Source organism: Pseudomonas kribbensis (genome assembly GCF_003352185.1).
Lineage (GTDB): Bacteria > Pseudomonadota > Gammaproteobacteria > Pseudomonadales > Pseudomonadaceae > Aquipseudomonas > Aquipseudomonas kribbensis.
The window spans coordinates 13,897-36,930 of record NZ_CP029608.1; the positions used below are offsets into that span (position 1 = coordinate 13,897).

Genomic DNA, 23,034 nt, shown 5'->3' on the forward strand with positions numbered 1-23,034 from the left:
ACAAGATCAGGAGTGACCTGTGGAAAAGTTTAAAGGCGCCATGCTGGTTGGCGCTCTGCGGCTGTTTGCCCTGCTTCCGTGGCGGGCCGTGCAGGCCGTGGGTTCGGCGATCGGCTGGATCATGTGGAAAACCCCCAACCGTTCCCGGGATGTGGTGCGGATCAACCTCGCCAAATGTTTTCCACAGATGGACCCGGCCGAACGTGAGCGTCTGGTGGGCCAGAGCCTGAAAGACATCGGCAAGTCCCTGACCGAAAGCGCCTGCGCCTGGATCTGGCCGGCCCAGCGTTCCATCGACCTGGTGCGCGAAGTCGAAGGCCTCGACATCCTCAAGGATGCGCTGGCGTCGGGCAAAGGCGTGGTCGGCATCACCAGCCACCTCGGCAACTGGGAAGTGCTCAACCACTTCTATTGCAGCCAGTGCAAACCGATCATTTTCTACCGTCCGCCGAAGCTCAAGGCTGTGGATGAATTGCTGCGCAAACAGCGGGTGCAACTGGGCAACCGCGTGGCGGCGTCGACCAAGGAAGGCATCCTCAGCGTCATCAAGGAAGTGCGCAAGGGCGGTCAGGTGGGGATTCCGGCGGACCCGGAACCAGCTGAATCCGCCGGGATCTTCGTACCGTTCTTCGCCACCCAGGCCCTGACCAGCAAGTTCGTGCCGAACATGCTCGCTGGCGGCAAGGCTGTCGGCGTGTTCCTGCATGCCCTGCGTCTGCCGGACGGTTCCGGCTACAAGGTGATCCTGGAAGCCGCACCGGAAGCCATGTACAGCACCGACACCGAAACCTCCTGCGCAGCGATGAGTCAGGTGGTCGAGCGTTATGTGGCGGCTTATCCGAGCCAGTACATGTGGAGCATGAAACGCTTCAAGAAGCGTCCGCCGGGTGAGGCGCGCTGGTACTGATCGGCGATGTGCAATTGTGGATAACCTGACAAAACGGGTTATCCACAGCCGTCACGGTTTCTGACGTTCAAGCTTCTTCAGAAACACCGTCATTTCCTTCTCGGCCTGCTTGTCGCCATGGACCCGGGCCGCTTCCAGCCCCTGTTCCCACGCCTGCCGGGCAGCCGCCAGATCACCCAGCGCCAGTTGCGCCTTGCCCAACAGTTTCCAAGCAGCCGAATACTTCGGATCGAAGCCGACACACCGCTGGAAATGCTCGGCCGCCTTCGCGTTTTCTCCCAGATCCAGATAACCCTTGCCCAGGCCGAAGCGCAGCAATGAGTTATCCACACCCTTGGCGAGCATTTTTTCCAGGGATTCGATCATCGGTCTCGCCTCTTGGTCGGTCAGAAGAAACTCAGTCCCACGTGGAACAGCTTCTCCACATCGCGAATGTGCTTTTTATCCACAAGGAACAGGATTACATGGTCGCCGGCGGCGATCACCGTGTCGTCGTGGGCAATGATCACTTCTTCATCACGGATGATCGCGCCGATGGTGGTGCCCGGCGGCAGGGCGATGTTTTCGATGGCCTTGCCGATGACCTTGCTCGACTTCGAATCACCATGGGCCACCGCTTCGATGGCTTCGGCCGCGCCACGGCGCAAGGAGTGCACGCTAACGATATCGCCCCGCCGCACGTGGGCCAGCAAGGTGCCGATGGTTGCCAGTTGCGGACTGATGGCGATGTCGATGTCGCCGCCCTGAATCAGGTCGACGTAGGCCGGGTTGTTGATGATCGTCATCACCTTCTTCGCCCCCAGACGCTTGGCCAGCAGCGACGACATGATGTTGGCTTCGTCATCGTTGGTCAGCGCCAGGAAGATGTCCGCATCGGCGATGTTCTCTTCCAGCAGCAGGTCGCGATCCGACGCGCTGCCCTGCAGCACCACGGTGCTGTCGAGGGTATCGGAGAGGTAGCGGCAACGCGCCGGGTTCATCTCGATGATCTTCACCTGGTAACGGCTTTCGATGGCCTCGGCCAGTCGCTCACCGATCTGCCCGCCACCGGCGATGACGATGCGCTTGTAGGTTTCGTCGAGGCGGCGCATTTCGCTCATCACGGCGCGAATGTTCTCACGGGCGGCGATGAAGAAGACTTCGTCGTCCGCCTCGATCACCGTGTCGCCCTGAGGAAGAATCGGACGGTCACGACGGAAAATCGCCGCCACCCGGGTTTCCACATTCGGCATGTGTTCGCGCAACTGACGCAGTTGCTGACCCACCAGCGGCCCGCCGTAATAGGCGCGCACCGCCACCAGTTGCGCCTGGCCTTCGGCGAAGTCGATTACCTGCAAGGCGCCGGGATGCTGGATCAGGCGCTTGATGTAGTTGGTGACCACTTGCTCGGGGCTGATCAGCACGTCCACCGGGATCGCTTCGTTCTGGAACAGTTGCTCCTCGCGGGTCAGGTACGACGCTTCGCGCACCCGGGCAATCTTGGTCGGGGTGTGGAACAGGGTGTGGGCAACCTGGCAGGCGACCATGTTGGTTTCGTCACTGTTGGTCACCGCCACCAGCATGTCGGCGTCGTCGGCGCCGGCCTGACGCAGTACGGTCGGCAGCGAACCACGGCCCTGCACGGTGCGGATATCCAGACGGTCGCCAAGGTCGCGCAGACGGTCGCCATCGGTGTCGACCACGGTGATGTCGTTGGCTTCGCTGGCCAGATGTTCAGCCAGCGAACCGCCGACCTGCCCTGCACCGAGGATGATGATTTTCAACCCGTCACTCCATTGAATCCGTTTAGCCGCGCGCGGCAGCGATCTTGATCAGCTTGGCGTAGTAGAACCCGTCATGCCCGCCCTGCTGGGCCAGCAACTGGCGACCATGAGGCTGTTTGATCCCGGCGGCGGTGGCCAGATCCAGTTCCCGGGCGCCCGGCGTGCGTTCAAGGAACGCGGCGATGACTTCGGTGTTCTCGGTCGGCAAGGTCGAGCAGGTGGCGTAGAGCAGGATGCCGCCCACTTCGAGGGTTTTCCACATCGCGTCGAGCAACTCGCCCTGCAGTTGCGCGAGGGCGGCGATGTCGTCGGCCTGACGGGTCAGCTTGATGTCCGGATGGCGGCGGATCACTCCGGTGGCCGAGCACGGCGCGTCGAGCAGGATGCGCTGGAACGGTTTGCCGTCCCACCACGCGGCCGTGTCGCGACCGTCAGCGGCAATCAGCTCGGCGCTCAGACCGAGGCGTTCGAGGTTTTCCTTCACCCGCACCAGACGCTTGGCTTCCAGATCCACCGCCACCACGCCGGCCAGCGCCGGTTCGGCTTCGAGGATGTGGCAGGTCTTGCCGCCAGGGGCGCAGCAGGCGTCCAGTACCCGTTGGCCCGGCGCGAGGTCGAGCAGGTCGGCGGCCAGTTGCGCGGCTTCGTCCTGCACGCTGATCCAGCCCTCGGCGAAGCCCGGCAGGCTGCGCACGTCGGCGGCTACGTCGAGGACGATGCCGTCGCGGCTGAAGGTGCACGGCTGCGCGGCGATGCCCGCTTCCGTCAACAAACTGAGGTAGGCGTCGCGGCTGTGATGACGGCGGTTGACCCGCAGGATCATCGGCGGATGCGCATTGTTCGCCTCGCAGATCGCTTCCCATTGCTCAGGCCAGAAGGCCTTGAGGGATTTTTGCAGCCAGCGCGGGTGAGCAGTGCGCACCACCGGATCGCGCTCCAGTTCGGCGAAGATCGCCTCATGTTCACGTTGGGCGTTGCGCAGTACGGCGTTGAGCAGACCTTTGGCCCACGGCTTTTTCAGCTTGTCGGCGCAACCGACGGTTTCGCCGATGGCGGCGTGCGGCGGGACGCGGGTGTAGAGCAACTGATAGAGACCCACCAGCAACAGCGCCTCGACATCGGCGTCGGCAGCCTTGAACGGCTTCTGCAGCAGTTTTTCCGCCAGCGCCGACAAACGCGGCTGCCAGCGGGCAGTGCCGAACGCCAGATCCTGGGTGAAGCCGCGATCGCGATCCTCGACCTTGTCCAGTTGCGTCGGCAGGGAGCTGTTGAGCGAAGCCTTGCCGCTGAGGACGGCGGCAAGTGCCTTGGCGGCGGCCAGACGCGGGTTCATTGCGCGTCCACCGCTGCGCCCAGTACGGTGCCGACAGCGAACTTCTCACGGCGGCTGTTGAACAGATCGCTGAAGTTCAGCGCCTTGCCGCCGGGCAATTGCAGGCGGGTCAGGCACAGCGCCTGTTCGCCACAGGCGACGAGCAGGCCGTCCTTGCTGGCGCCGAGAATGGTGCCCGGTGCGCCTTTGCCTTCGGCCAGTGTCGCCGCCAGCACTTTCAGCGCTTCGCCGTTGAGCGTGCTGTGGGTGATCGGCCATGGATTGAAGGCGCGGACCAGACGTTCCAGCTCGATGGCCGGGCGACTCCAGTCGATGCGTGCTTCGTCCTTGTTCAGTTTGTGCGCGTAGGTGGCGAGGTCATCGTTCTGCACTTCGCCTTCCAGAGTGCCGGCGGCCAGACCGGCAATTGCTTGCACGACGGCTGGCGGGCCCATTTCGGCGAGACGGTCGTGGAGGCTGCCACCGGTGTCTTCGGCGCTGATCGGGGTCACGACCTTGAGCAGCATCGGCCCGGTGTCCAGGCCCGCTTCCATGCGCATCACGGTCACGCCGCTTTCGGCGTCGCCTGCTTCGACGGCGCGCTGGATCGGCGCCGCACCGCGCCAGCGTGGCAGCAGGGAGGCATGGCTGTTGATGCAGCCCAGGCGCGGAATATCCAGCACCACTTGCGGCAGGATCAGGCCATAGGCGACCACCACCATCAAGTCCGGCTTGAGCGCAGCGAGCTCGGCTTGAGCGTCAGCGTTGCGCAGGGTCGGCGGCTGCAACACCTGGATATTGTTTTCCAGGGCGAGCTGTTTGACCGGGCTCGGCATCAGCTTTTGCCCACGACCGGCCGGACGATCCGGTTGGGTGTAGACCGCAACGATCTCGTAAGGGCTGTCCAGCAGGGCCTTGAGGTGCTCGGCGGCGAATTCCGGGGTGCCGGCAAAAACGATGCGCAGTGGCTCAGTCATGGGGGGAGTCTCATAAAAAGAAAAAGGCTTGCCGCAGCAAGCCTTTGAAGAGGGGCATCAAGCGTTCTGGCGGTGCTGCTTTTCCAGTTTCTTCTTGATCCGGTCGCGTTTGAGCGTGGACAGGTAATCGACGAACAACTTGCCGTTGAGGTGGTCGCATTCGTGCTGGATGCACACGGCGAGCAGGCCTTCGGCGATCAGTTCGTAAGGCTTGCCGTCACGATCCAGAGCCTTGATCTTGACCTTCTGCGGGCGGTCGACGTTTTCGTAGAAACCCGGCACCGAGAGGCAGCCTTCCTGGTATTGCTCCATTTCGTCGGTCAGCGATTCGAACTCGGGGTTGATGAACACCCGCGGTTCGGTGCGGTCTTCGGAAAGGTCCATCACGACGATACGTTTGTGCACGTTGACCTGGGTCGCGGCAAGGCCGATGCCCGGCGCTTCATACATTGTTTCAAACATGTCATCGACCAGCTGACGCACTTCGTCGTCCACTACAGCCACAGGTTTGGCGATAGTGCGCAGACGCGGGTCCGGAAATTCGAGGATGTTCAAAATGGCCATAAGCTTGATTGCTGCACGTGTGAGGTAAAGTCGGGTCGATGGCCTGGCGGGTCCGAAGATGCAGGCTACCGTTGTGAAACGTAGCTCCTTGCTTTTAAGCATAGAGCAGGGAGCGAGCCACGGGGGCTCTGGCGTTTCACGCGAACGCACATAATAAAGGGATTCACCGCATGAGGAAATCACTACTCGCCCTGCTGTTTCTGGCCTCGGCCGGCGCCGCGCACGGGCAAGTGCAACTCAAGGAAGGTTTTCCACAGCAATACACGGTGGTTTCGGGGGATACGCTCTGGGACATCTCCGGTAAATATTTGCGCGAACCCTGGCAGTGGCCGCAGCTGTGGCGGGCCAATCCGCAGATCGAAAACCCCAACCTGATCTATCCGGGCGACACGCTGACCCTCAGTTACGTCAACGGCCAGCCCCGCCTGACCCTCAATCGCGGGGCGTCGCGCGGCACCATCAAGCTGTCGCCACGAATCCGCAGCAGCCCGGTGGCCGAAGCGATCCCGAGCATTCCGCTCAAATCCATCAACAGTTTTCTGCTGAGCAACCGCATCGTCGATAAGGTCGAGGACTTCGACAAGGCGCCGTACATCGTTGCCGGCGATGCCGAGCGGGTGCTCAGCGGCACCGGTGACCGGATCTTCGCCCGAGGCCATTTCGATCCGAATCAGCCTGTCTACGGCATCTTCCGCCAGGGCAAGGTCTACACCGATCCGCAGAGCAAGGAGTTCCTGGGGATCAACGCCGACGACATCGGCGGCGGTGAGATCATCGCCACCGAAGGCGACGTCGCCACCCTCGCCCTGCAACGCACGACCCAGGAAGTGCGCCTCGGCGACCGTTTGTTCAGCGGCGAAGAGCGTTCCATCAACTCGACCTTCATGCCCAGCGCGCCCACCACCGACATCAAAGGCCTGATCATCGATGTTCCGCGCGGCGTGACGCAGATCGGCGCGATGGACGTGGTGACCCTGAACAAGGGCAAACGTGACGGGCTGGCTGAAGGCAACGTGCTGGTGGTGATGAAAACAGGGGAAACCGTGCGTGACCGGATCACCGGCCAGCCGTTGAAAATCCCCGATGAACGTGCCGGATTGCTGATGGTGTTCCGCACCTACGACAAACTCAGTTACGGCCTGGTATTGAACGCATCGCGCTCGCTAGCGGTGCTGGACAAGGTGCGAAATCCTTAGCTGGCTTCACAAGTTACCAACAGAGTTATCCACAGCTTGTTCCGAAAGGTTCGGGGCTTATAACGATCAAGGATGATCCATGATGATGCCTGTCTGTACGCCGGTTTCCCCAGCGGAACTGGAAGCGCGTTTGCGCCTGCACCGCCTGCCGGAAATCGGCCCGAAACGTTTTGCCCGATTGCTCGAAGCGTTCGGCTCCGCCTCCAAGGCCATCAGTGCGCCGGCCAGTGCCTGGCGTTCGTTGGGGTTGCCGGTGGCAAGTGCCGAAGCGCGCCGTTGTCCTGAAGTACGCGACGGCGCGAGCCGCGCATTGGCCTGGCTAGAGCGCCCGGGCCAGCATTTGCTGATGTGGGACCAGCCGGATTACCCGGCCTTGCTGGCGCAGATTGCCGACCCGCCACCGCTGCTGTTCGTTGCCGGTGCCCCGCTGATCCTGGAAAAACCGCAACTGGCGATGGTCGGGAGTCGCCGCGCCTCACGGCCGGGAATGGACACCGCCACGGCGTTTGCCCGCAGCCTGGCCGGGGCCGGTTTCGTCATCACCAGTGGCCTGGCGCTGGGCATCGATGCGGCTGTGCATCAGGCCGCGCTCGACGCCGGCGGGCAAACCGTCGGTGTGTTGGGCACCGGTCTGGAAAAATTTTATCCACAGCGCAACCGGCGGCTGGCGGACACGATGATTGCCTCGGGCAGTGCAGTGATTTCGGAGTTTCCACTGGACGCCGGACCGACGGCGAGCAACTTCCCCAGGCGCAACCGGATCATCAGCGGTTTGTCCCTCGGCGTACTGGTGGTCGAGGCCAGCGTGGCCAGCGGCTCGTTGATCACCGCTCGACTGGCGGCGGAACAGGGGCGCGAGGTGTACGCGATTCCGGGCTCGATCCACCACCCCGGCGCGCGCGGTTGCCATCAACTGATCCGCGATGGCGCGGTGCTGGTGGAAACCATCGAACATATTCTCGAAGCCTTGCGCGGCTGGCAGCACCTGTCGGTGTCCGCAACCGCACCAAGTACCGATAACCCGTTGTTGCGGCTGTTGCACGCCGCACCCCATACCAGCGAGGCGTTGGCCGACAGCAGTGGCTGGGCGTTGCCCAAAGTACTGGCAGCATTGACCGAACTGGAGATGGAGGGCTGCGCCGTATGCGAAAACGGTCGCTGGTTTGCGCGGGTAAGCTAGGTTTTACATTGAAGATCGGTAAACTGCGCGAAACCTGTTTGCGGAGAGTTTTTCATGGTCAACAGTTGGCGTGTGCAACAAGCCGCACGAGAGATTCGCGCCGGGGCGGTGATTGCCTATCCAACCGAAGCCGTCTGGGGGCTGGGGTGCGATCCATGGAATGAAGAAGCGGTGGATCGCCTGTTGGCGATCAAGAACCGTTCGGTGGACAAGGGGTTGATCCTGGTCGCCGACAACATTCGTCAGTTCGACTTCCTGTTCGAGGATTTTCCTCAGGATTGGATCGACCGAATGGCCAGTACCTGGCCGGGGCCGAACACCTGGCTGGTGCCACATCAGAACCTGTTGCCGGAGTGGGTGACCGGGGTGCATGACACCGTGGCGCTGCGGGTCAGCGATCATCCGCAGGTGCGGGACTTGTGCTCGCTGGTGGGGCCGTTGATTTCGACATCGGCCAACCCGCAAGGCCGGCCAGCGGCGAAGACTCGCTTGCGGGTCGAGCAGTATTTCCGTGGTCAGGTCGATCTGGTGCTGGGCGGAATGCTCGGCGGGCGCAAGAACCCGAGCCTGATCCGCGATCTGGCGACCGGCAAGGTTGTGCGCCCGGCCTGATATTACCCTTGGTTAATTCTGTGAGTACTCCTCGGCTTTCATGGCGAGGAGTACTACGCGTGCCTGCGATTTTTCCTTCATGTAACTGAACATACTGACCGGTTTTTCGGTTTGAATTTTTCCTTTCTATGTCAGATGAATCGGTAAGTATTCATTTGTTGTAACTTTTCCGACGTTATTCTCAGAAGCCGTACAGTGGCGGTTTTTCTAAAAACATTCATTATTTCAATGCGCTCAGAAAACTTCGACAAGTTCACGGCTGCGGAGAAGAAATGGATATCACGTATTTGCAATTAACGGACTGTCTGCAGGCCTTACAGGCGACCTTGAAAAGTCGTTATGAAAGTTATCGTATCGTTATTCTTGAGGCAGGCTCGGATACTCGAGAGTTTGAACAGTTTGTTGCTCGTCATTTTCGACTGCGATTGCAGCACTACATGCTGACACCCAAAGCCAGACTGTTTGAAACACACCTGGCAATTGCCTCGCGCAGTACTCACTTTTTGCTGTATCTGCACGACAGACCCATGGCTGTATTGAGAGTCACGCCTGCGCCGTTCGAATGGGCATCACTGGCGCAACAGCAGCTTTCTCCTACCGTGGCGCTATCGCGCCATGTCGAGTTCAGCCGCTTGATCAGCCACTCGCAAAATCAGTTCCCGATGTCGGTCAACGGCCTGCTGGCGGCTGCCACGGAATGGGCGATCAGGCACGGTCATGAAGGCGTCACCGCCCTCTGCCGATCACCGCAACGGCGATTCTTCCAGCGCTTCGGCCTGACGCCGATCACTACCGACGCTCTGCACATCGAACACCGCAAGCGTGGTGATTACTGGCTGCTTTCAGCTCAATGGCAGCAGATTTTCGCCGCACTTCAACAACCCATCCACCTGCTCGCCAATCCATCGGAGAAGCACCTTGATGAATGCGCCCCTCAGTTTTAACCAACAGTTGAGCCTGCTCGATGAGCGAATCGAAAAGTCATGGGCCGATATTCTGGAGAATTCGCGGCTGGTTAAAGCCATTCGCGAAGGTGAAGTTTCCAGAGCGTTATATGCGATCTACATGATCGAAACCTTTCACTACACGGCACACAATGCGCGAAATCAAGGATTGGTGGGTGTGCGACATGCAGATAATCCGGTGTATGCAAAGTTCTGTTTTGAACATGCGGCACAGGAAGTCGGTCATGAAAAGATGGCATTGCACGATGTCATGAGCCTTGGTCTGAAGCATGAAGTGTTCGATATTCCATCTGCACTTCCAGAGACTGAAGTACTGATTGCCTATTTGTACTGGATTTCCTTTACCGGTAATCCGCTACAGCGACTGGGTTATAGCTACTGGGCAGAAAATGCCTACCAGTTCATTACGCCACTTATCAACCGTCTGAGTGAAACGCTGGAGCTGAAACCGGCTCAGCTGACGTTCTTCGTTGCACATTCCGACATCGATATCGAGCACTTCAACGAAATCAAACTCATGCTGCAGCGCACCTGCAAGCGTCAGGACGATTGGGATGCCGTTGCTACCGTCATGGAAACCAGCCTGCGCCTGACCGGCAACATGCTTGAGGCCGTTTATGAGCAATACGAGGCCTGGCAAAACGGGCTGGCGCCCCGCTATGACTTTCTCCACGCCCTGGACAGCCAATGAAGATCTCGTGCCCATGTTCATATCAGGTGGCTGGAGGCAGGCATGGCTGACTATTTCGACCAGCTCAACTACACGCTGGGGGATGAAGACACCGCGCTTGAGTACGCGATCCTGCCCAGGCATGCCCGACACGTGCTGGGTATTGCCGGATGCGGCGGGCGCCTGTTGCCGCTGCTGGCCGCAAACCCGTTACGCATGACCTGTAGCGACATCAGTGCGCCGCAACTGGCGTTCACCCGGTTGCGTCTGGCGTTGCTGGAACAGACCGATCACGAGTCGTTCATGGAGTTCATGGGCTATCGGATGGAAAGTCCGAGGGCACGGCGCCGATCCATTTTTCAGCAATTGATCTTGCCGGCCGCAGACCGTCGCTGGTTGTCCGGGTTGTTTCAGTCCCGACACTGGGAAGCGCCAATTTACATGGGCGCATTCGAGCAGACCCTGAAGAGGTTGGCAAAGATCGCCGGACTGTTTACCGGCAAGGCGGGCCGGGGCATTTTTCAGTACGGCTGCCTTGAAGAACAAACGGAATATTACCGAAAGCGCTTTCCGCTCAAGCGCTGGAAGGCCGTGATCGCTTTGCTGGGCAACGCAGCAGTGCTCAATTCGCTGTTGTACAAAGGTTCATTTCCACCCAACAACCTTGGTATCAGTTCCCGTGCGGCCTATCTGGAAATTTTCCACAGGCTGTTCACCTCTCAGGTGGTCCGGGAGAGCTTTTTCCTGCAAATGCTGTTTTTCGGTGAGCTGCGCTATCCGCAAGGCTTTCCGCTGGAGTGCGATCCGGCAATTTTCCAGCGTGCCCGTGAGGGGCTTCAGCAGTGCGAGTTACGCATTGTGCAGGCTGACATCCTCGACTGTGTTGCCAGGGAAACGGGCATCGATTTCGTATCTCTGTCCGACGTGCCCTCCTTCATGCCCGAAACGGCTGGTACCCATGTTCTGCAGCGTCTGGCACCGGCGCTGGCAGAAAACGCGCGGGTGGTCATGCGTGGCCATTTGCATGTGGTTCAACCCGATTGTGCAGGTTTCTGCGATATCACCCATCAGTACCAGGCAGAAATCGCACGAGAAAAAACCCAGCTCTGGCGTGTGCAGGTCTATCGCCGGACAGCCGCTATGCAGGTATCCCGATGAACACCTTTCAACCGACCGTCAATTGGGTCAAAAACCGTGTCCGGCAATCTCGTGATGATCAACAGCAGTTATTCGATGCCGGGCTGAATGGTCTGAAACTGGTCAAGCGTGAAGGCAAGGAGATCGAACTCGACAGCGGCGAACGGCTGACGGAGTTTCTCTCATGTTCTTACCTGGGGCTGGAGTGTGATCCACGCTTGATTCACGGAGCCGTGAGCGCCGCCGAAGCCTTCGGCGTGCAGTTCGCTGCCGCGCGAACCCGAGTCCTGCTGCCTCCCATGCGTGAGCTGGATGAGCAACTGAGCCGGATATTTCAGGGACACACGGTTACCTTCAACTCCGTAGGCAGTGCGCATCTCGGCTGCCTGCCGCTGCTCGGTTCCGGCGAGATGCCTTCCTACCCCTTGAGGCGTGGTCCCTGCTGGATTGTTGACCGCGCGGCGCATGCCTCGATGCAGGTGCTGCAGGGCATTCTCTGGCAGTTCGGGCCGGTAAAGCGCTGCGATTGCAGCGATTTGGAGCAAGTGGAGGATGCGTGTCTGGCGGCGGTCGCAGCGGGTAACTCGCCCATCATCCTGACCGACAGCATTGGCTCGATGCGCGGTTTGTATCCGGTTAACCGCCTGCTGCAACTGGCGGAGCGTTTTGACGGTTATCTCTATGCGGATGATGCCCACGGTACCTCGATCCACGGAGCGGCCGGGGGTGGGTATGCATTGGCCGCTGCAGAAGAACGGCTGCGCGGTCGGCTGATCCTTCTGTCGTCGCTGTCCAAGGCATTCGGTGCAACCGGTGGCGCGATCACCGTGCGTACGGCAGCCGATGCCGAGCTGATACGCAGCCACGCCTCGACCTATACGTTTGGCGGACCGCTTTCCATGGCCGGAGTGGGCGCGGCAGTTGTCTCCGGGAATATCCACCTGTCGCCGGAGCTGGGTCAATTGCAGGCCGCACTGTGGCGAAATATCGCCGTGATCGACGGTCTGCTTGGGCCGGTGCTGGGCAATCATCAGGTCGAGTCCCCCATTCGTTTTGTCCGCGTCGGAGCCGAAAGAGATGCGATCTGTCTGGCGCAGCATTTGCGCCGGCGGGGCATGGCGGTCACTACCGCACTGTTTCCGGTAGTGGCCAAGGGCGAGGCGATTCTGCGCCTGGCCGTCAGCGCGAGCCACAGTCAGCGCCAGTTGGAATCTCTGGCGAGTGCCGTCCGTAGCGGATTCGACGAGTTGGGCATTCGTCAGGGAGGATGGGCTAATGAGCAATGATCCACTGATGGATTTATCAGCCGAGGCGCTTGCACAAAAATTGGCTCACGCGCGTTCTCTGCCGTGGTTCCGTGCGCTGTATCCCCGGATTCTGGAGGTGCAGACATTGGCTGATCTGCATCGACTGCCGGTTCTGGCAGTGGAAGACGAGTTCGGCGGTGAGTTGTTTTCCGCACTCGGCGATGCGTCGCACCGAGCACCCGGTGGCGGACTGACCCTGACCTCGGGAGGGAGCACCGGCAATCGCAAACAGATCACCCATTCCTGGACGTTTAACGCCGCGATCGTGCCTCTGGGGGCACGGATGTTTGATGTGACGGACGAGCATCCGGAGGTGGTCATCAACTGCCTGACGGCCGGTGAAATGCAGGGTGCGTTTCATTACGCGACAGCCATCGTCCAGCATATTGGCGCACGCTTGTTGCCCGCCGGCTCACAGATGGGTGTTCAGCGCATTGCCGAGCTGATTCAGTCACACTCGGCCGATGCGCTGATGTGCACCCCCTCCTTTGCCGCCGCGCTGTTCAATCATGAAAACGTTGGTTCAGAACAGTTGGGCAGTCTGAGGTGGCTTTACTACATTGGAGAACCCTGCAGTAAAACGCTGCGCAACCAATTGGCCCGGGATTGGCCGAAGCTGAAAATTCGCTCGTTGGGCTACAGCTCGACGGAAACGGGTCCCATCGGCTTTCAGTGTGCACACCTTGAACACGGTTTTTATCATTTGCATGCCGACGCGATGCTGGTCGAAGTGGTTGATCCCCTGACCCTGCAGGCCGTGGCAGAAGAGAAGACAGGCGAGTTTCTGCTGACGCCCCTGCTGCCCGATCATGCGCCGCTGTTTCGCTACAGGATCGGGGATCGTGGGCGAATCCAGCGCACTGTGACGAATTGTGCCTGCGGCAGCTCCATGCCGGTTCTGGCCCTTGAGGGACGGGTCGAAACATCGATCAAACTGGGTGGGGCGATCGTCACTCAGTCACAGGTATTGCACGTACTCCGGCAGATCCTGCCTGAGTTGGACACTGCAGATGTCCAGGTGCAGATCGATCGACAGCCCGGTGGAGCGCACATGCGTCTGGCTATCGCCGAGGACAGGCTGACTGCCGTCACGCAAACCTTCATCGAAGGTGCTTTGCAGGTTGAAGGGCAGGCGAGCGCATTGCTCAGGCTGCCCGGCGTGTTGGGGCTGGAGGTGAAGCGTCTTGCCCGTCAGGCATTTGAAACGACCTTGACCGGCAAGACACCGTTTTTTGTGACGTTGGAACCGACCCCGGCCAAGTCATGACGATTGGCCGGAGAAGTCTGTGGTCAGGGCAGCAGAACGGTAGAGCCAGTGGTGCGTCGCGCCGACAACTCGGTCTGCGCTTTCGCCGCATCAGCCAACGGATAACGCTGGCTGATATCCACCTTGAGCTTGCCGCTGGTGATCATCCCGAACAGCTCATCGGCCATGCGTTGCAGGTTTTCGGCGTTGTTGGCGTAGGTCGCGAGCGTTGGCCGGGTGACGTACAGCGAGCCTTTCGCCGCCAGAATCCCCAGGTTCACTCCGTCCACCGCGCCCGAGGCGTTGCCGAAGCTCACCAGCAGACCGCGAGGCGCCACGCTGTCCAGCGAGGCCGGCCAGGTGTCTTTGCCGACGCCGTCGTACACCACCGGGACTTTTTTCCCGTCGGTCAATTCAAGCACCCGTTGGGCGACGTTTTCGTGGCTGTAATCGATGGTTTCCCAGGCGCCGTGGGCCTTGGCCAGTTCGGCTTTCGCTGGCGAGCTGACGGTGCCGATCAGCTTCACTCCCAGCGCTTTCGCCCATTGGCAGGCCAGCAAACCGACGCCGCCGGCCGCCGCGTGGAACAGAATGGTTTCGCCGCCGTTGAGTTCATAGGTCTGGCGCAGCAGGTACTGCACGGTCAGGCCCTTGAGCATCACGCCGGCGGCGGTTTCGAAGCTGATGGCGTCCGGCAGGTGCACCAGATTGGCCTCGGGCAGGACATGCACGTCGCTGTACGCGCCCAGCGGGCCGCTGCCATAGGCCACGCGGTCGCCGACCTTGAACCGGGTGACGGCGCTGCCCACCGCCTCGACGATGCCCGCGCCTTCCGCCCCCACACCCGACGGCAATGCTGGTGGCGCGTAGAGACCGCTGCGATAGTAGGTGTCGATGAAGTTCAGGCCGATGGCCTTGTTGCTCACGCGAACCTGCTGCGGGCCGGGCGCGGCAGGCTGGTAGTCAACGTATTCGAGCACTTCGGGGCCGCCATGGGTGCGGAACTGGATTCGCTTGGCCATCTGCCTACTCCTTGGGACGTTTTGGAAGGCCCCTATCGAACTCCCCTGCTTGATCTTCGTCAACTGCGGCGTGCCGGCCTGCGATGGTATGCTACGCGCCCATTTGCGCCGCCCCCTCGCCCACGGGGCGATGCCCGATCCAAGGTGAAGCCATGACGACCCGCACCGACGCCGTAAAGGCCTATCTGCTCGACCTGCAAGACCGCATCTGCGCGGCCCTGGAATCCGAAGACGGCGGCACGCGCTTCGTCGAAGACGCCTGGACCCGTGCGGCCGGCGGTGGCGGTCGTACCCGGGTGATCGAGAACGGCGCGGTGATCGAAAAGGGCGGCGTGAACTTTTCCCACGTCTTCGGCAGTGGTCTGCCACCGTCCGCCAGCGCTCATCGGCCGGAGCTGGCCGGGCGTGGTTTCGAAGCCCTCGGCGTGTCGCTGGTGATTCACCCGCACAACCCGCATGTGCCGACGTCCCACGCCAACGTGCGCTTTTTCATCGCCGAAAAGGAAGGTGAAGAGCCGGTCTGGTGGTTCGGCGGTGGCTTCGACCTGACGCCGTATTACGGCAACGAAGAAGACTGCATTCACTGGCACCGCGTTGCCGAACAGGCCTGCGCGCCGTTTGGCCCGGACGTCTATCCGCGCTACAAGGCCTGGTGCGACACCTATTTCCACATCAAGCATCGTCACGAACCACGCGGCATCGGCGGCCTGTTCTTCGACGACCTGAACGAGTGGGACTTCGACACCAGCTTCGCTTTCATGCGTGCCATCGGCGATGCGTACATCGACGCTTACCTGCCGATCGTGCAACGCCGCAAGAACGACGCGTTCACCGCCAAGCAGCGCGAGTTCCAGGAGTTCCGTCGCGGCCGCTACGTCGAGTTCAACCTGGTTTACGACCGTGGCACCCTGTTCGGCCTGCAATCGGGCGGGCGCACCGAGTCGATCCTCATGTCGCTGCCGCCACAAGTGCGCTGGGCCTACGACTGGAAAGCCGAGCCGGGCAGCGAAGAAGCGCGCCTGACCGAGTACTTCCTGCAAGATCGCGACTGGCTGGCCCAGGCCTGAGGATTTCCGATGGATCGTTACGTCGTTTTCGGTAACCCGATCGGCCACAGCAAGTCGCCGATGATTCACAAGCTGTTCGCCGAACAGACCGGGCAGAGCCTCGACTACAGCACCCTGCTGGCGCCGCTCGATGATTTTTCCGGCTGCGCCACGGCGTTTTTCCAGGACGGTCGCGGCGCCAACGTGACTGTGCCGTTCAAGGAAGACGCCTATCGTCTGGCCAACAGCCTGACCGCCCGCGCCGAACGCGCGGGCGCGGTGAACACCCTGAGCAAACTGGCTGACGGCACCTTGCTCGGCGATAACACCGACGGCGCCGGGCTGGTGCGGGACCTGACGGTCAACGCCGGATTCAGCCTCACCGGCAAACGCGTTCTGTTGCTCGGCGCCGGTGGCGCGGTACGCGGTGCGCTGGAGCCGTTGCTGGCGGAGAAACCGGCCTCGGTGATCATCGCCAACCGCACGGTGGACAAGGCCGAGCTGCTGGCCGAACTGTTCTGCGACCTCGGGCCGGTGTCGGCCAGCGGTTACGACTGGCTGCGCGAGCCGGTGGACGTGATCATCAACGCCACCTCCGCCAGCCTTACCGGCGACGTTCCGCCGATTGCCACAAGCCTGATCGAGGCTGGCAAGACCCTGTGCTACGACATGATGTACGGCAAGGAGCCGACCGCGTTCTGCCGCTGGGCCAGTGAGCACGGCGCGGGTGTGGTGATGGATGGCTTGGGCATGCTGGCGGAACAGGCGGCGGAAGCCTTTTTCCTATGGCGCGGTGTGCGTCCCGACACGGCGCCGGTTTTGGCGGAATTGCGTCGACAACTGGCGCTGTAAGGCGTCTTCAGTCCTCGAAGCGGATCGGGCATTTTTCCGGCCCTTCGAGTTTGCGCAACTCCTCCACCACCTGTGGTCGTGCCTGACGCAAGGTCAGGCTGCGATCCTGGCGCAGCAGGCGCCGGGCTTCCTGATGGAGCATTTCCACGCCGGAGTAGTCGATGAAGTTGATCTGCTGCGCCTCGATCACCACCCGCGCGCCGTGCATCCGTTGCAGGCGCACTTGCAGGTAGTGGCTGGCGCCGAAGAAGATCGACCCGCCGACCCGCAGCACATCGTCCTCGCCGTCGCGCCAATGCTGCACTCGCGGCTGCGAAGTGCGCTTGAGGTAGAAAAACAGCGAAGCCAGCACCCCGGCGTAAATGGCCGTCTGCAATTCCAGCAACAACGTGGCGACGCAGGTCAGGCTCATCACCACAAATTCCGCCCGGCTGACCCGCAACAGCGCGCGAATGCCGCGATGATCCACCAGTCCCCAGGCGATCAACAGAATGCTGCCGGCCATCGCCGGGATCGGAATATGGGCAATCAGCCCGGCGCCGAAAATCGCGAACAGCGCCACCCACAACGCCGAAAACACCCCGGCCAGCGGTGAACAGGCCCCGGCCTCATAACTCAGCCCGGAACGGGTGAACGATCCGGCGGACAACGATCCCGAAAAGAACGCCCCGATGATGTTGGAAAGCCCTTGGGCACGGACTTCCTGATTGGCATCAAGCAATTGCTGGGAACGTGCAGCAATCGAACGGGCAATCGACAAACTGGTGACCAGTCCGAGCATGCCCACCGCCACGGCGCTCGGCAGCAGACGCAGGACCAGATCCATATCCAGCGGCAAACCACTGAGCGGTGGCAGGCGCCCCACGAAAGCGCTGACCAGGTGAACATGGCCAAACATCGCCGGCCACAGCCACACCACCAGGCTGCCGAGCACCAGAGTCATCAACAGCGTCGGCCAGCGTGGCAGCAGTTGTTTGAGCAATACGCCAACCAGCACCGTAGCGACGCCGAGGACGAGCGAGGGTTTATCCACAACCCCGAGATGGCGCAGCAAGTCCATCAGGCTGGCCAGTGCCGTGGCCTTGGCCGGCAGATCCAGCCCCAGCAGGTTCGGCAATTGCCCGATGGCAATGACCACCGCCGCGCCGAGGGTGAACCCCAGCACCACCGAGTGCGAGACGAAATTCACCAGTGCGCCAAACCGCAACAGGCCGAGCAGCCACTGGAAAATCCCCGCCAGGAACGTCAGCAGCAGGATCAGGGTGATGTAGTCCTGTGATGCCGGCACGGCCAGTGGGCTGACACTGGCGAACAGCACAATCGAAATGGCAGCGGTCGGGCCGCAGATCAGATGCCACGACGAGCCCCAAAGGCAGGCGATCAGTACCGGGATGATTGCGGCATAGAGGCCGTACTCGGGGGGGAGTCCGGCGATCAGGGCGTAGGCAATCGACTGCGGCAACGCGAGAATCGCACCGCTAAGGCCGACGACCAGGTCCCGCCCGACGCTGGCGCGGGTCTGCCGGGGCAGCCAGGCCAGGAAGGGGAACAGTGAGCGGCGGCTGGGGAAGGCCATGGGTCCTCTCGGGTGAAATTTTGCGCATTGTACGCAGCTCGGGACGCGGAGCGCCCATGGCGGCATTCCCACGCAGAGCGTGGGAACGATCAGCCCGTGCAGTTACAGTTTGGCTTTAACCGCCGGCAACGCATCTTTGCCGTCCACGGTTTTCACCCCATCAAGCCACTTATCCAGCACCGCCGGATTCGCCTTGATCCAAGCCTTCACCGCATCCGCATTGCTGACCTTCTTGTTCACCACCTCGGCCATGATGCTGTTCTCCATCTCCTGAGTGAACGAAAGATTGGTCAGCAATTTACCCACATTCGGACAGGCCTCGGCGTAGCCCTTGCGGGTCAGGGTGTAGACGCTACCCGTGTCGCCGAAGTATTTCTCGCCACCCTTGAGGTAATGCATTTTCAGCTGCACGTTCATCGGGTGCGGGGTCCAGCCGAGGAAGGTGACGAATTTCTGTTTCTTCACTGCCCGCGAGACTTCGGCAAGCATCGCCTGTTCGCTGGACTCGATCAGCTTCCACTGACCCATGTCGAAGTCGTTCTTCTTGATGATCTCTTGCAGCGAGATGTTCGCCGGCGCGCCGGAGCCGATGCCGTAGATCTTGCGGTCGAACTTGTCGGCGAATTTGTTCAGGTCGGCAAAGTTATGCACACCCGCGTCCCATACGTAGTCCGGCACGGCCAGGGTGAATTCGGTGCCGTCGAGGTTCTTCGCCAGTTGCGTGACGTCACCGGTGGCCACGAACTTGTCGTAGAAGCCCTGCTGCGCCGGCATCCAGTTGCCGAGGAACACGTCGACCTGGCCATCCTTCAAGCCGCCGAAGGTGATCGGCACCGCGAGGGTGTCGACCTTGGCCTTGTAGCCCATGCCGTCCAGCAGAAACCCGGTGATGGCGTTGGTCGCGGCGATGTCGCTCCAGCCGGGATCGGCCATTTTCACCGTGTCGCAGCTCTCGGCGAACGCGGACGCGCTGCCCAGTGCCAGCAGGCTGATCGTCACGACTGTGGATAACTTGACCATGGACTTCCCCTTAACGTTATTGGTTTTGGCAGGGTTGTGGATAACGGGCTTTGCGCTCCAGGTCATCGAGGTCGATGTGGTTGCGCATGTACTGCTGACTGGCGTCCACCAGCGGCTGGTGATCCCAGCTCTTCAGCTTGCCGATGGTCAGCGCTTCGGCAACGAAGCGCCGGCGCCGCTGGCTTTCGAGCACCTCGCGGTGAATCGCCGGAATGTCCCATTTGGCCCGTGCTTCGGCGAGAAAATCGTCGAACAGCTGGCGATGTTGCGGTGACTGGCTGAGTTCTTCCTGCTCCCGTGGATCGTTATCCACATCGAAGAGTAGGCAAGGGTCGGTTTCGCTGTAGATAAATTTGTAGGCGCCACGCCGGATCATCATCAGCGGGCTGACGGTGCCTTCGGCCATGTATTCGCCGAACACTTCGTCGTGACCGCCCTGCCCTTGCAGGTGCGACACCAGCGAGCGGCCGTCCAGTGGCAGGTTCGGTTCCAGGCTGCCGCCGGCCAGTTCCACGAAGGTCGGCAGCAAATCGGCGGTGGACACAGCAGCGCTGACGCGGCCGGATTTGAACTGACCGGGTGCACTTATCAACAGGGGCACCCGCGCTGCCATCTCGAACCAGTGCATTTTGTACCAGAGGCCTTTTTCCCCAAGCATGTCGCCGTGGTCGCCAGAGAACACGATGATGGTGTCATCGATCAGCCCGGTATCTTCGAGGGTTTGCAGGAGTTTGCCGACGTTGGCGTCGATATAGCTGCACGCGCCGAAATACGCCCGGCGAGCATCGCGGATCTTATCCACAGGCAGCGGCTTGTCCCACAGGTCGTAAACCTTGAGCAAACGCTGGGAATGCGGATCGAGCGAATGCTGGTCCGGTGTTGTGGGAAGCGGTATATCCGCATCGTCGTACAAATCCCAGAACGCCTTGGGAATCGTGTACGGGTCGTGTGGGTGAGTCATCGACACCGTCAGGCAGAACGGCTGGTCGCCGTCCTCACGAATGTGGTCGAACAGGTATTGCTGCGCCTTGAACACCACCTCTTCGTCGAAGTCGAGCTGGTTGGTGCGCACGCACGGTCCGGCCTGCAACACCGAGGACATGTTGTGGTACCAGCTCGGCCGCACGTCCGGCTCGTCCCAGTTCACCGCCCAGCCGTAGTCGGCCGGGTAGATGTCGCTGGTCAGGCGCTCTTCATAGCCGTGCAGTTGATCCGGCCCGCAGAAGTGCATCTTGCCCGACAGCGCAGTGCGGTAACCGAGGCGCCGCAGATAATGGGCGTAGGTGGGAATGTCGGCGGGGAAATCGGCGGCGTTGTCGTAGGCGCCGATCTTGCTCGGCAACTGGCCGCTCACCAGGGTGAATCGCGACGGCGCGCACAGCGGGCTGTTGCAATACGCGGCATCGAATACCACGCCTTGTTCGGCGAGGCGACTGAGATTCGGCAGTTTGATCGGCGACGGGCCGTAGAACGGCAACATTGGCGCGGCCATTTGATCGGCCATGATGAAGAGAATGTTCTTGCGCTTCATGTGATCGCGGCATTCCATAGTGAATATTTATGCGACATTGCTGCGATCGAGCATGGATTCCACGCAATCTCCGGTAAAGCCCGCGCCGGACAATGACTAGGATAAGCACAGCTTATGTATGAAGCTCTCGGTGGTTTGTCGCTGGACCTGCTGCGCGCCTTCGAGGCGGCTGCCCGTCATCGCAGTTTTACCGCCGCAGCGGTGGAACTCGGCACCACTCAACCGGCCATCAGCCAGCAGATCAAACGGCTGGAGGAGCAGCTCGGAACACGGCTGTTCGACCGGATCTACCGAGGTATCGAGCTGACCGAAGTCGGTTCGATCCTTTTCGAGCAAGTCACCCTCGGTTTGCAGAATATCGACGCAGGATTGGGCGCGATCAGCGCACAACAGCAACATGAAGTGCTGCAGGTCGCCACCGATTTCGCCTTCGCTGCGTACTGGCTGATGCCACGTCTGCATCGTTTTCACGAAGCCAATCCACAGGTGGATGTCAGCCTGGTCACCAGCGAGCGCAATCACAACATGCTCCGGCCGGATATCGACGTTGCCGTGCTGTTTGGCGACGGTCGCTTCAAACAGGGCGAAAGTCATTGGCTGTTCAGCGAAGAAGTGTTCCCGGTGTGCAGCCCGCAATTGCTCAAGGATCGCGCCCGGCCCTTGCCGCCTCAGGCGCTGCTGGAGTTTCCGCTGCTGCACTTGCGCGGTGAGAACAGCAGCAACTGGTTCGACTGGAGCGGTCTGTTCCGCGAACTTGGCATCAACACGCCGCCCGCTCCGGGCCAACTGCGCTTCGACAACTACACCTTGCTGATTCAAGCGGCGATTGGCGGTCAGGGTGTGGCCATCGGCTGGCGGCACCTTGTGGATAACTTGCTGGCCCAGGGGTTGTTGTGCCGGCCGATTGCCGAAACCACCCTCTCCCGCCTCGGCTATTACGTGGTGCTGCCGCAGCGCAAGCGGCGTGGGGCGTTGATTCAACAATTTGTCGATTGGTTGATGGCCGAACAGGCCAGCAGCGCGCAGTCGCTGACGGGAATGGAGTTGCCTTCAATCGCGGTGTAATCAGCCGTCCGACGCCGCAACAAAACTCACGTGTTCGCCCACATGCAGATTCAACCGCAGCTCATCGGCCATCCCGACCGCTACCCGATGAAGACGCTCCAGCGGCTCGGCCAGGCCCGGTTCCAGCGTGCCGCCGACCTGGTTGAAATGCTCGATGGTCAGCCCCGCCACTCCGCGTGGCGCGTTGACCAGCGTCCAGTGCAACGGGCTGCCTTGCAGGGCTTCGCGGATTTCCTCGGCGGCGTGGCGTTGCAGGCGATCATCCAGATCCGGCTCGTCCAGCAGCGCGAAATCCCCCACGACAAACAGCCGCGACACGTGCGCCGCTTGCAGGCCATCGATCAGCGCATCGACCGCCAGCACCTGTTCCACCGGCCCGAGCACCACGGACTTTTCCACATGATCGCTGCTGAACGGCAGGCCCGGCGCATCGAGCAGGCAAATCACCGCCGAGCTGCCGGCCACACTCTGGTTGACCCGTTCGGCATCGAACAGATCGCCGCTTTTGGTGCGCAGGCCAGGACGTGGCGCCAGGGCGGTCAGGTCGTCGAGAATGGCGATGACTTCGTGCTGGCGGCGCAGCAGTTCAGCCATCAACGCACTGCCCAGGCTACTCATGGCACCATAGAGCACCACTTTCACCACCGGGGTTTCGGCATTTTTCATGGCTGAGGTCCCTTTTGTTTTCCCTTGTATGGCGTGTGACATACGGCCAGCGCCAAGGGTTCGAACCGATTCAGAGGGTTTGCGATGCAGACGATCAAGGGTTATCACGCCCACGTTTATTACGACGCCAGCACCATCGAACAGGCGCGGGCGCTGTGTGAGCAGGCCGCGCAATTATTCCCGTTGAAGATGGGCCGTGTGCACGAACGCCCGGTCGGCCCGCATCCGGATTGGAGCTGCCAGCTGGCCTTCGGCCCGGAGCTGATCGGCGACGTGCTGCCGTGGCTGGCACTCAATCGCAAGGGGTTGGTGGTGTTCCTGCACCCGGACACCGGCGATGACTTGCTTGACCACACCGAGCACGCGATCTGGATGGGCGCGATGCGGCCGCTGGATCTGTCTGTTTTTTGATCAGGGCGT

The 23,034-nt window shown here is 61.1% G+C and carries 23 protein-coding genes; 13 read left to right on the forward strand and 10 right to left on the reverse strand.

The window, feature by feature from the left end:
• Positions 1–19 precede the first annotated feature (19 nt).
• Positions 20–907 (forward strand): lysophospholipid acyltransferase, encoded by an 888-nt coding sequence (locus DLD99_RS00060; protein ID WP_085713088.1) that lies wholly within the window; start codon positions 20–22, stop codon positions 905–907.
• A 51-nt stretch (positions 908–958) separates the two neighbouring features.
• Here the strand turns inward: DLD99_RS00060 and DLD99_RS00065 are convergent, their stop codons facing one another.
• Genes DLD99_RS00065 through def form a run of 5 tightly spaced genes read right to left on the reverse strand, consistent with a single transcriptional unit; the run spans position 959 to position 5,523 of the window.
• The gene (locus tag DLD99_RS00065) at positions 959–1,273 is read right to left on the reverse strand and encodes a tetratricopeptide repeat protein (RefSeq protein WP_114880854.1); all 315 of its coding nucleotides are present in this window, start codon (positions 1,271–1,273) and stop codon (positions 959–961) included.
• A gap of 20 nt (positions 1,274–1,293) precedes the next feature.
• Entirely contained in the window at positions 1,294–2,670 is a 1,377-nt protein-coding gene (gene trkA, locus DLD99_RS00070) for a Trk system potassium transporter TrkA (RefSeq protein ID WP_085713086.1), read from the reverse strand.
• Between the two features lie 22 nt (positions 2,671–2,692).
• Positions 2,693–4,003: a 16S rRNA (cytosine(967)-C(5))-methyltransferase RsmB gene (gene rsmB, locus DLD99_RS00075; protein ID WP_114880855.1), complete on the reverse strand. Its 1,311-nt coding sequence runs from the start codon at positions 4,001–4,003 to the stop codon at positions 2,693–2,695.
• Positions 4,000–4,959, reverse strand: coding sequence for a methionyl-tRNA formyltransferase (gene fmt, locus DLD99_RS00080; protein WP_114880856.1), 960 nt, complete (start codon positions 4,957–4,959; stop codon positions 4,000–4,002). The genes rsmB and fmt overlap by 4 nt, the downstream gene beginning before the upstream one ends.
• Positions 4,960–5,016: 57 nt before the next feature.
• Entirely contained in the window at positions 5,017–5,523 is a 507-nt protein-coding gene (gene def / locus DLD99_RS00085) for a peptide deformylase (RefSeq protein ID WP_007954104.1), read from the reverse strand.
• A gap of 170 nt (positions 5,524–5,693) precedes the next feature.
• On the opposite strand from def, the gene DLD99_RS00090 reads away from it, so the two are divergent.
• The 8 genes from DLD99_RS00090 to DLD99_RS00125 all read left to right on the forward strand — a co-directional run bounded on the left by DLD99_RS00090 (position 5,694) and on the right by DLD99_RS00125 (position 13,857).
• Positions 5,694–6,719 (forward strand): LysM peptidoglycan-binding domain-containing protein, encoded by a 1,026-nt coding sequence (locus DLD99_RS00090; protein WP_096822392.1) that lies wholly within the window; start codon positions 5,694–5,696, stop codon positions 6,717–6,719.
• Positions 6,720–6,798: 79 nt separating this feature from the next.
• Positions 6,799–7,899 carry a DNA-processing protein DprA gene (gene dprA, locus DLD99_RS00095; RefSeq protein WP_114880857.1) on the forward strand — a complete coding sequence of 367 codons (1,101 nt, stop codon included), beginning with the start codon at positions 6,799–6,801 and terminating at the stop codon, positions 7,897–7,899.
• Positions 7,900–7,953: 54 nt separating this feature from the next.
• Positions 7,954–8,511 (forward strand): L-threonylcarbamoyladenylate synthase type 1 TsaC, encoded by a 558-nt coding sequence (gene tsaC / locus DLD99_RS00100; protein ID WP_085713080.1) that lies wholly within the window; start codon positions 7,954–7,956, stop codon positions 8,509–8,511.
• Between the two features lie 272 nt (positions 8,512–8,783).
• A complete protein-coding gene (locus tag DLD99_RS00105; RefSeq protein WP_114880858.1) occupies positions 8,784–9,455 on the forward strand; it encodes a GNAT family N-acetyltransferase in 672 nt (223 codons plus the stop codon).
• Positions 9,433–10,167: an iron-containing redox enzyme family protein gene (locus tag DLD99_RS00110; protein ID WP_114880859.1), complete on the forward strand. Its 735-nt coding sequence runs from the start codon at positions 9,433–9,435 to the stop codon at positions 10,165–10,167. Before DLD99_RS00105 ends, DLD99_RS00110 begins: the two co-directional genes overlap by 23 nt.
• Positions 10,168–10,209: 42 nt before the next feature.
• The gene (locus DLD99_RS00115; protein ID WP_114880860.1) at positions 10,210–11,304 is read left to right on the forward strand and encodes a DUF3419 family protein; all 1,095 of its coding nucleotides are present in this window, start codon (positions 10,210–10,212) and stop codon (positions 11,302–11,304) included.
• Positions 11,301–12,569 (forward strand): aminotransferase class I/II-fold pyridoxal phosphate-dependent enzyme, encoded by a 1,269-nt coding sequence (locus DLD99_RS00120; protein WP_114880861.1) that lies wholly within the window; start codon positions 11,301–11,303, stop codon positions 12,567–12,569. Before DLD99_RS00115 ends, DLD99_RS00120 begins: the two co-directional genes overlap by 4 nt.
• Complete coding sequence (locus DLD99_RS00125) at positions 12,559–13,857, forward strand: phenylacetate--CoA ligase family protein (RefSeq protein WP_114880862.1); 1,299 nt, start codon at positions 12,559–12,561, stop codon at positions 13,855–13,857. Before DLD99_RS00120 ends, DLD99_RS00125 begins: the two co-directional genes overlap by 11 nt.
• A 23-nt stretch (positions 13,858–13,880) precedes the next feature.
• Here the strand turns inward: DLD99_RS00125 and DLD99_RS00130 are convergent, their stop codons facing one another.
• Positions 13,881–14,858, reverse strand: a complete 978-nt coding sequence (locus tag DLD99_RS00130; RefSeq protein WP_114880863.1) for an NADPH:quinone reductase — start codon at positions 14,856–14,858, stop codon at positions 13,881–13,883.
• A 152-nt stretch (positions 14,859–15,010) separates the two neighbouring features.
• On the opposite strand from DLD99_RS00130, the gene hemF reads away from it, so the two are divergent.
• Both hemF and aroE read left to right on the forward strand, forming a co-directional pair.
• Positions 15,011–15,925 carry an oxygen-dependent coproporphyrinogen oxidase gene (gene hemF, locus DLD99_RS00135; protein ID WP_114880864.1) on the forward strand — a complete coding sequence of 305 codons (915 nt, stop codon included), beginning with the start codon at positions 15,011–15,013 and terminating at the stop codon, positions 15,923–15,925.
• A gap of 9 nt (positions 15,926–15,934) precedes the next feature.
• Positions 15,935–16,756 (forward strand): shikimate dehydrogenase, encoded by an 822-nt coding sequence (aroE, locus tag DLD99_RS00140; RefSeq protein ID WP_114880865.1) that lies wholly within the window; start codon positions 15,935–15,937, stop codon positions 16,754–16,756.
• Positions 16,757–16,763: 7 nt separating this feature from the next.
• Here the strand turns inward: aroE and DLD99_RS00145 are convergent, their stop codons facing one another.
• The 3 genes from DLD99_RS00145 to betC form a co-directional block, all read right to left on the reverse strand.
• Positions 16,764–18,332 carry a SulP family inorganic anion transporter gene (locus tag DLD99_RS00145; RefSeq protein WP_114880866.1) on the reverse strand — a complete coding sequence of 523 codons (1,569 nt, stop codon included), beginning with the start codon at positions 18,330–18,332 and terminating at the stop codon, positions 16,764–16,766.
• A 102-nt stretch (positions 18,333–18,434) separates the two neighbouring features.
• Positions 18,435–19,352: a choline ABC transporter substrate-binding protein gene (gene choX / locus DLD99_RS00150; RefSeq protein ID WP_114880867.1), complete on the reverse strand. Its 918-nt coding sequence runs from the start codon at positions 19,350–19,352 to the stop codon at positions 18,435–18,437.
• Between the two features lie 16 nt (positions 19,353–19,368).
• On the reverse strand, positions 19,369–20,883 hold the full coding sequence (gene betC / locus DLD99_RS00155) for a choline-sulfatase (protein WP_114880868.1): 1,515 nt from the start codon (positions 20,881–20,883) through the stop codon (positions 19,369–19,371).
• 114 nt (positions 20,884–20,997) lie between these two features.
• Here betC and DLD99_RS00160 point away from each other — a divergent pair, with 114 nt between their 5' ends.
• The gene (locus DLD99_RS00160) at positions 20,998–21,948 is read left to right on the forward strand and encodes a choline sulfate utilization transcriptional regulator (protein ID WP_114880869.1); all 951 of its coding nucleotides are present in this window, start codon (positions 20,998–21,000) and stop codon (positions 21,946–21,948) included.
• On the opposite strand, the gene DLD99_RS00165 is transcribed toward DLD99_RS00160, so the two are convergent.
• On the reverse strand, positions 21,949–22,614 hold the full coding sequence (locus DLD99_RS00165) for an NAD(P)-dependent oxidoreductase (protein WP_114880870.1): 666 nt from the start codon (positions 22,612–22,614) through the stop codon (positions 21,949–21,951).
• A gap of 84 nt (positions 22,615–22,698) precedes the next feature.
• Between DLD99_RS00165 and DLD99_RS00170 the strand changes: the two genes are divergently transcribed.
• Positions 22,699–23,025 carry a DOPA 4,5-dioxygenase family protein gene (locus tag DLD99_RS00170; RefSeq protein ID WP_114880871.1) on the forward strand — a complete coding sequence of 109 codons (327 nt, stop codon included), beginning with the start codon at positions 22,699–22,701 and terminating at the stop codon, positions 23,023–23,025.
• The last annotated feature ends 9 nt before the right edge of the window (positions 23,026–23,034 follow it).

What these genes read in the sequence shown, in the direction of transcription:
- DLD99_RS00065 (WP_114880854.1), bottom strand. Translation starts at nt 1,273, where the DNA reads ATGATCGAATCCCTGGAAAAAATGCTCGCCAAGGGTGTGGATAACTCA.
- rsmB (WP_114880855.1), bottom strand. Translation starts at nt 4,003, where the DNA reads ATGAACCCGCGTCTGGCCGCCGCCAAGGCACTTGCCGCCGTCCTCAGC.
- fmt (WP_114880856.1), bottom strand. Translation starts at nt 4,959, where the DNA reads ATGACTGAGCCACTGCGCATCGTTTTTGCCGGCACCCCGGAATTCGCC.
- def (WP_007954104.1), bottom strand. Translation starts at nt 5,523, where the DNA reads ATGGCCATTTTGAACATCCTCGAATTTCCGGACCCGCGTCTGCGCACT.
- DLD99_RS00090 (WP_096822392.1), top strand. Translation starts at nt 5,694, where the DNA reads ATGAGGAAATCACTACTCGCCCTGCTGTTTCTGGCCTCGGCCGGCGCC.
- dprA (WP_114880857.1), top strand. Translation starts at nt 6,799, where the DNA reads ATGATGATGCCTGTCTGTACGCCGGTTTCCCCAGCGGAACTGGAAGCG.
- tsaC (WP_085713080.1), top strand. Translation starts at nt 7,954, where the DNA reads ATGGTCAACAGTTGGCGTGTGCAACAAGCCGCACGAGAGATTCGCGCC.
- DLD99_RS00105 (WP_114880858.1), top strand. Translation starts at nt 8,784, where the DNA reads ATGGATATCACGTATTTGCAATTAACGGACTGTCTGCAGGCCTTACAG.
- DLD99_RS00110 (WP_114880859.1), top strand. Translation starts at nt 9,433, where the DNA reads ATGAATGCGCCCCTCAGTTTTAACCAACAGTTGAGCCTGCTCGATGAG.
- DLD99_RS00115 (WP_114880860.1), top strand. Translation starts at nt 10,210, where the DNA reads ATGGCTGACTATTTCGACCAGCTCAACTACACGCTGGGGGATGAAGAC.
- DLD99_RS00120 (WP_114880861.1), top strand. Translation starts at nt 11,301, where the DNA reads ATGAACACCTTTCAACCGACCGTCAATTGGGTCAAAAACCGTGTCCGG.
- DLD99_RS00125 (WP_114880862.1), top strand. Translation starts at nt 12,559, where the DNA reads ATGAGCAATGATCCACTGATGGATTTATCAGCCGAGGCGCTTGCACAA.
- DLD99_RS00130 (WP_114880863.1), bottom strand. Translation starts at nt 14,858, where the DNA reads ATGGCCAAGCGAATCCAGTTCCGCACCCATGGCGGCCCCGAAGTGCTC.
- hemF (WP_114880864.1), top strand. Translation starts at nt 15,011, where the DNA reads ATGACGACCCGCACCGACGCCGTAAAGGCCTATCTGCTCGACCTGCAA.
- aroE (WP_114880865.1), top strand. Translation starts at nt 15,935, where the DNA reads ATGGATCGTTACGTCGTTTTCGGTAACCCGATCGGCCACAGCAAGTCG.
- DLD99_RS00145 (WP_114880866.1), bottom strand. Translation starts at nt 18,332, where the DNA reads ATGGCCTTCCCCAGCCGCCGCTCACTGTTCCCCTTCCTGGCCTGGCTG.
- choX (WP_114880867.1), bottom strand. Translation starts at nt 19,352, where the DNA reads ATGGTCAAGTTATCCACAGTCGTGACGATCAGCCTGCTGGCACTGGGC.
- betC (WP_114880868.1), bottom strand. Translation starts at nt 20,883, where the DNA reads ATGAAGCGCAAGAACATTCTCTTCATCATGGCCGATCAAATGGCCGCG.
- DLD99_RS00160 (WP_114880869.1), top strand. Translation starts at nt 20,998, where the DNA reads ATGTATGAAGCTCTCGGTGGTTTGTCGCTGGACCTGCTGCGCGCCTTC.
- DLD99_RS00165 (WP_114880870.1), bottom strand. Translation starts at nt 22,614, where the DNA reads ATGAAAAATGCCGAAACCCCGGTGGTGAAAGTGGTGCTCTATGGTGCC.
- DLD99_RS00170 (WP_114880871.1), top strand. Translation starts at nt 22,699, where the DNA reads ATGCAGACGATCAAGGGTTATCACGCCCACGTTTATTACGACGCCAGC.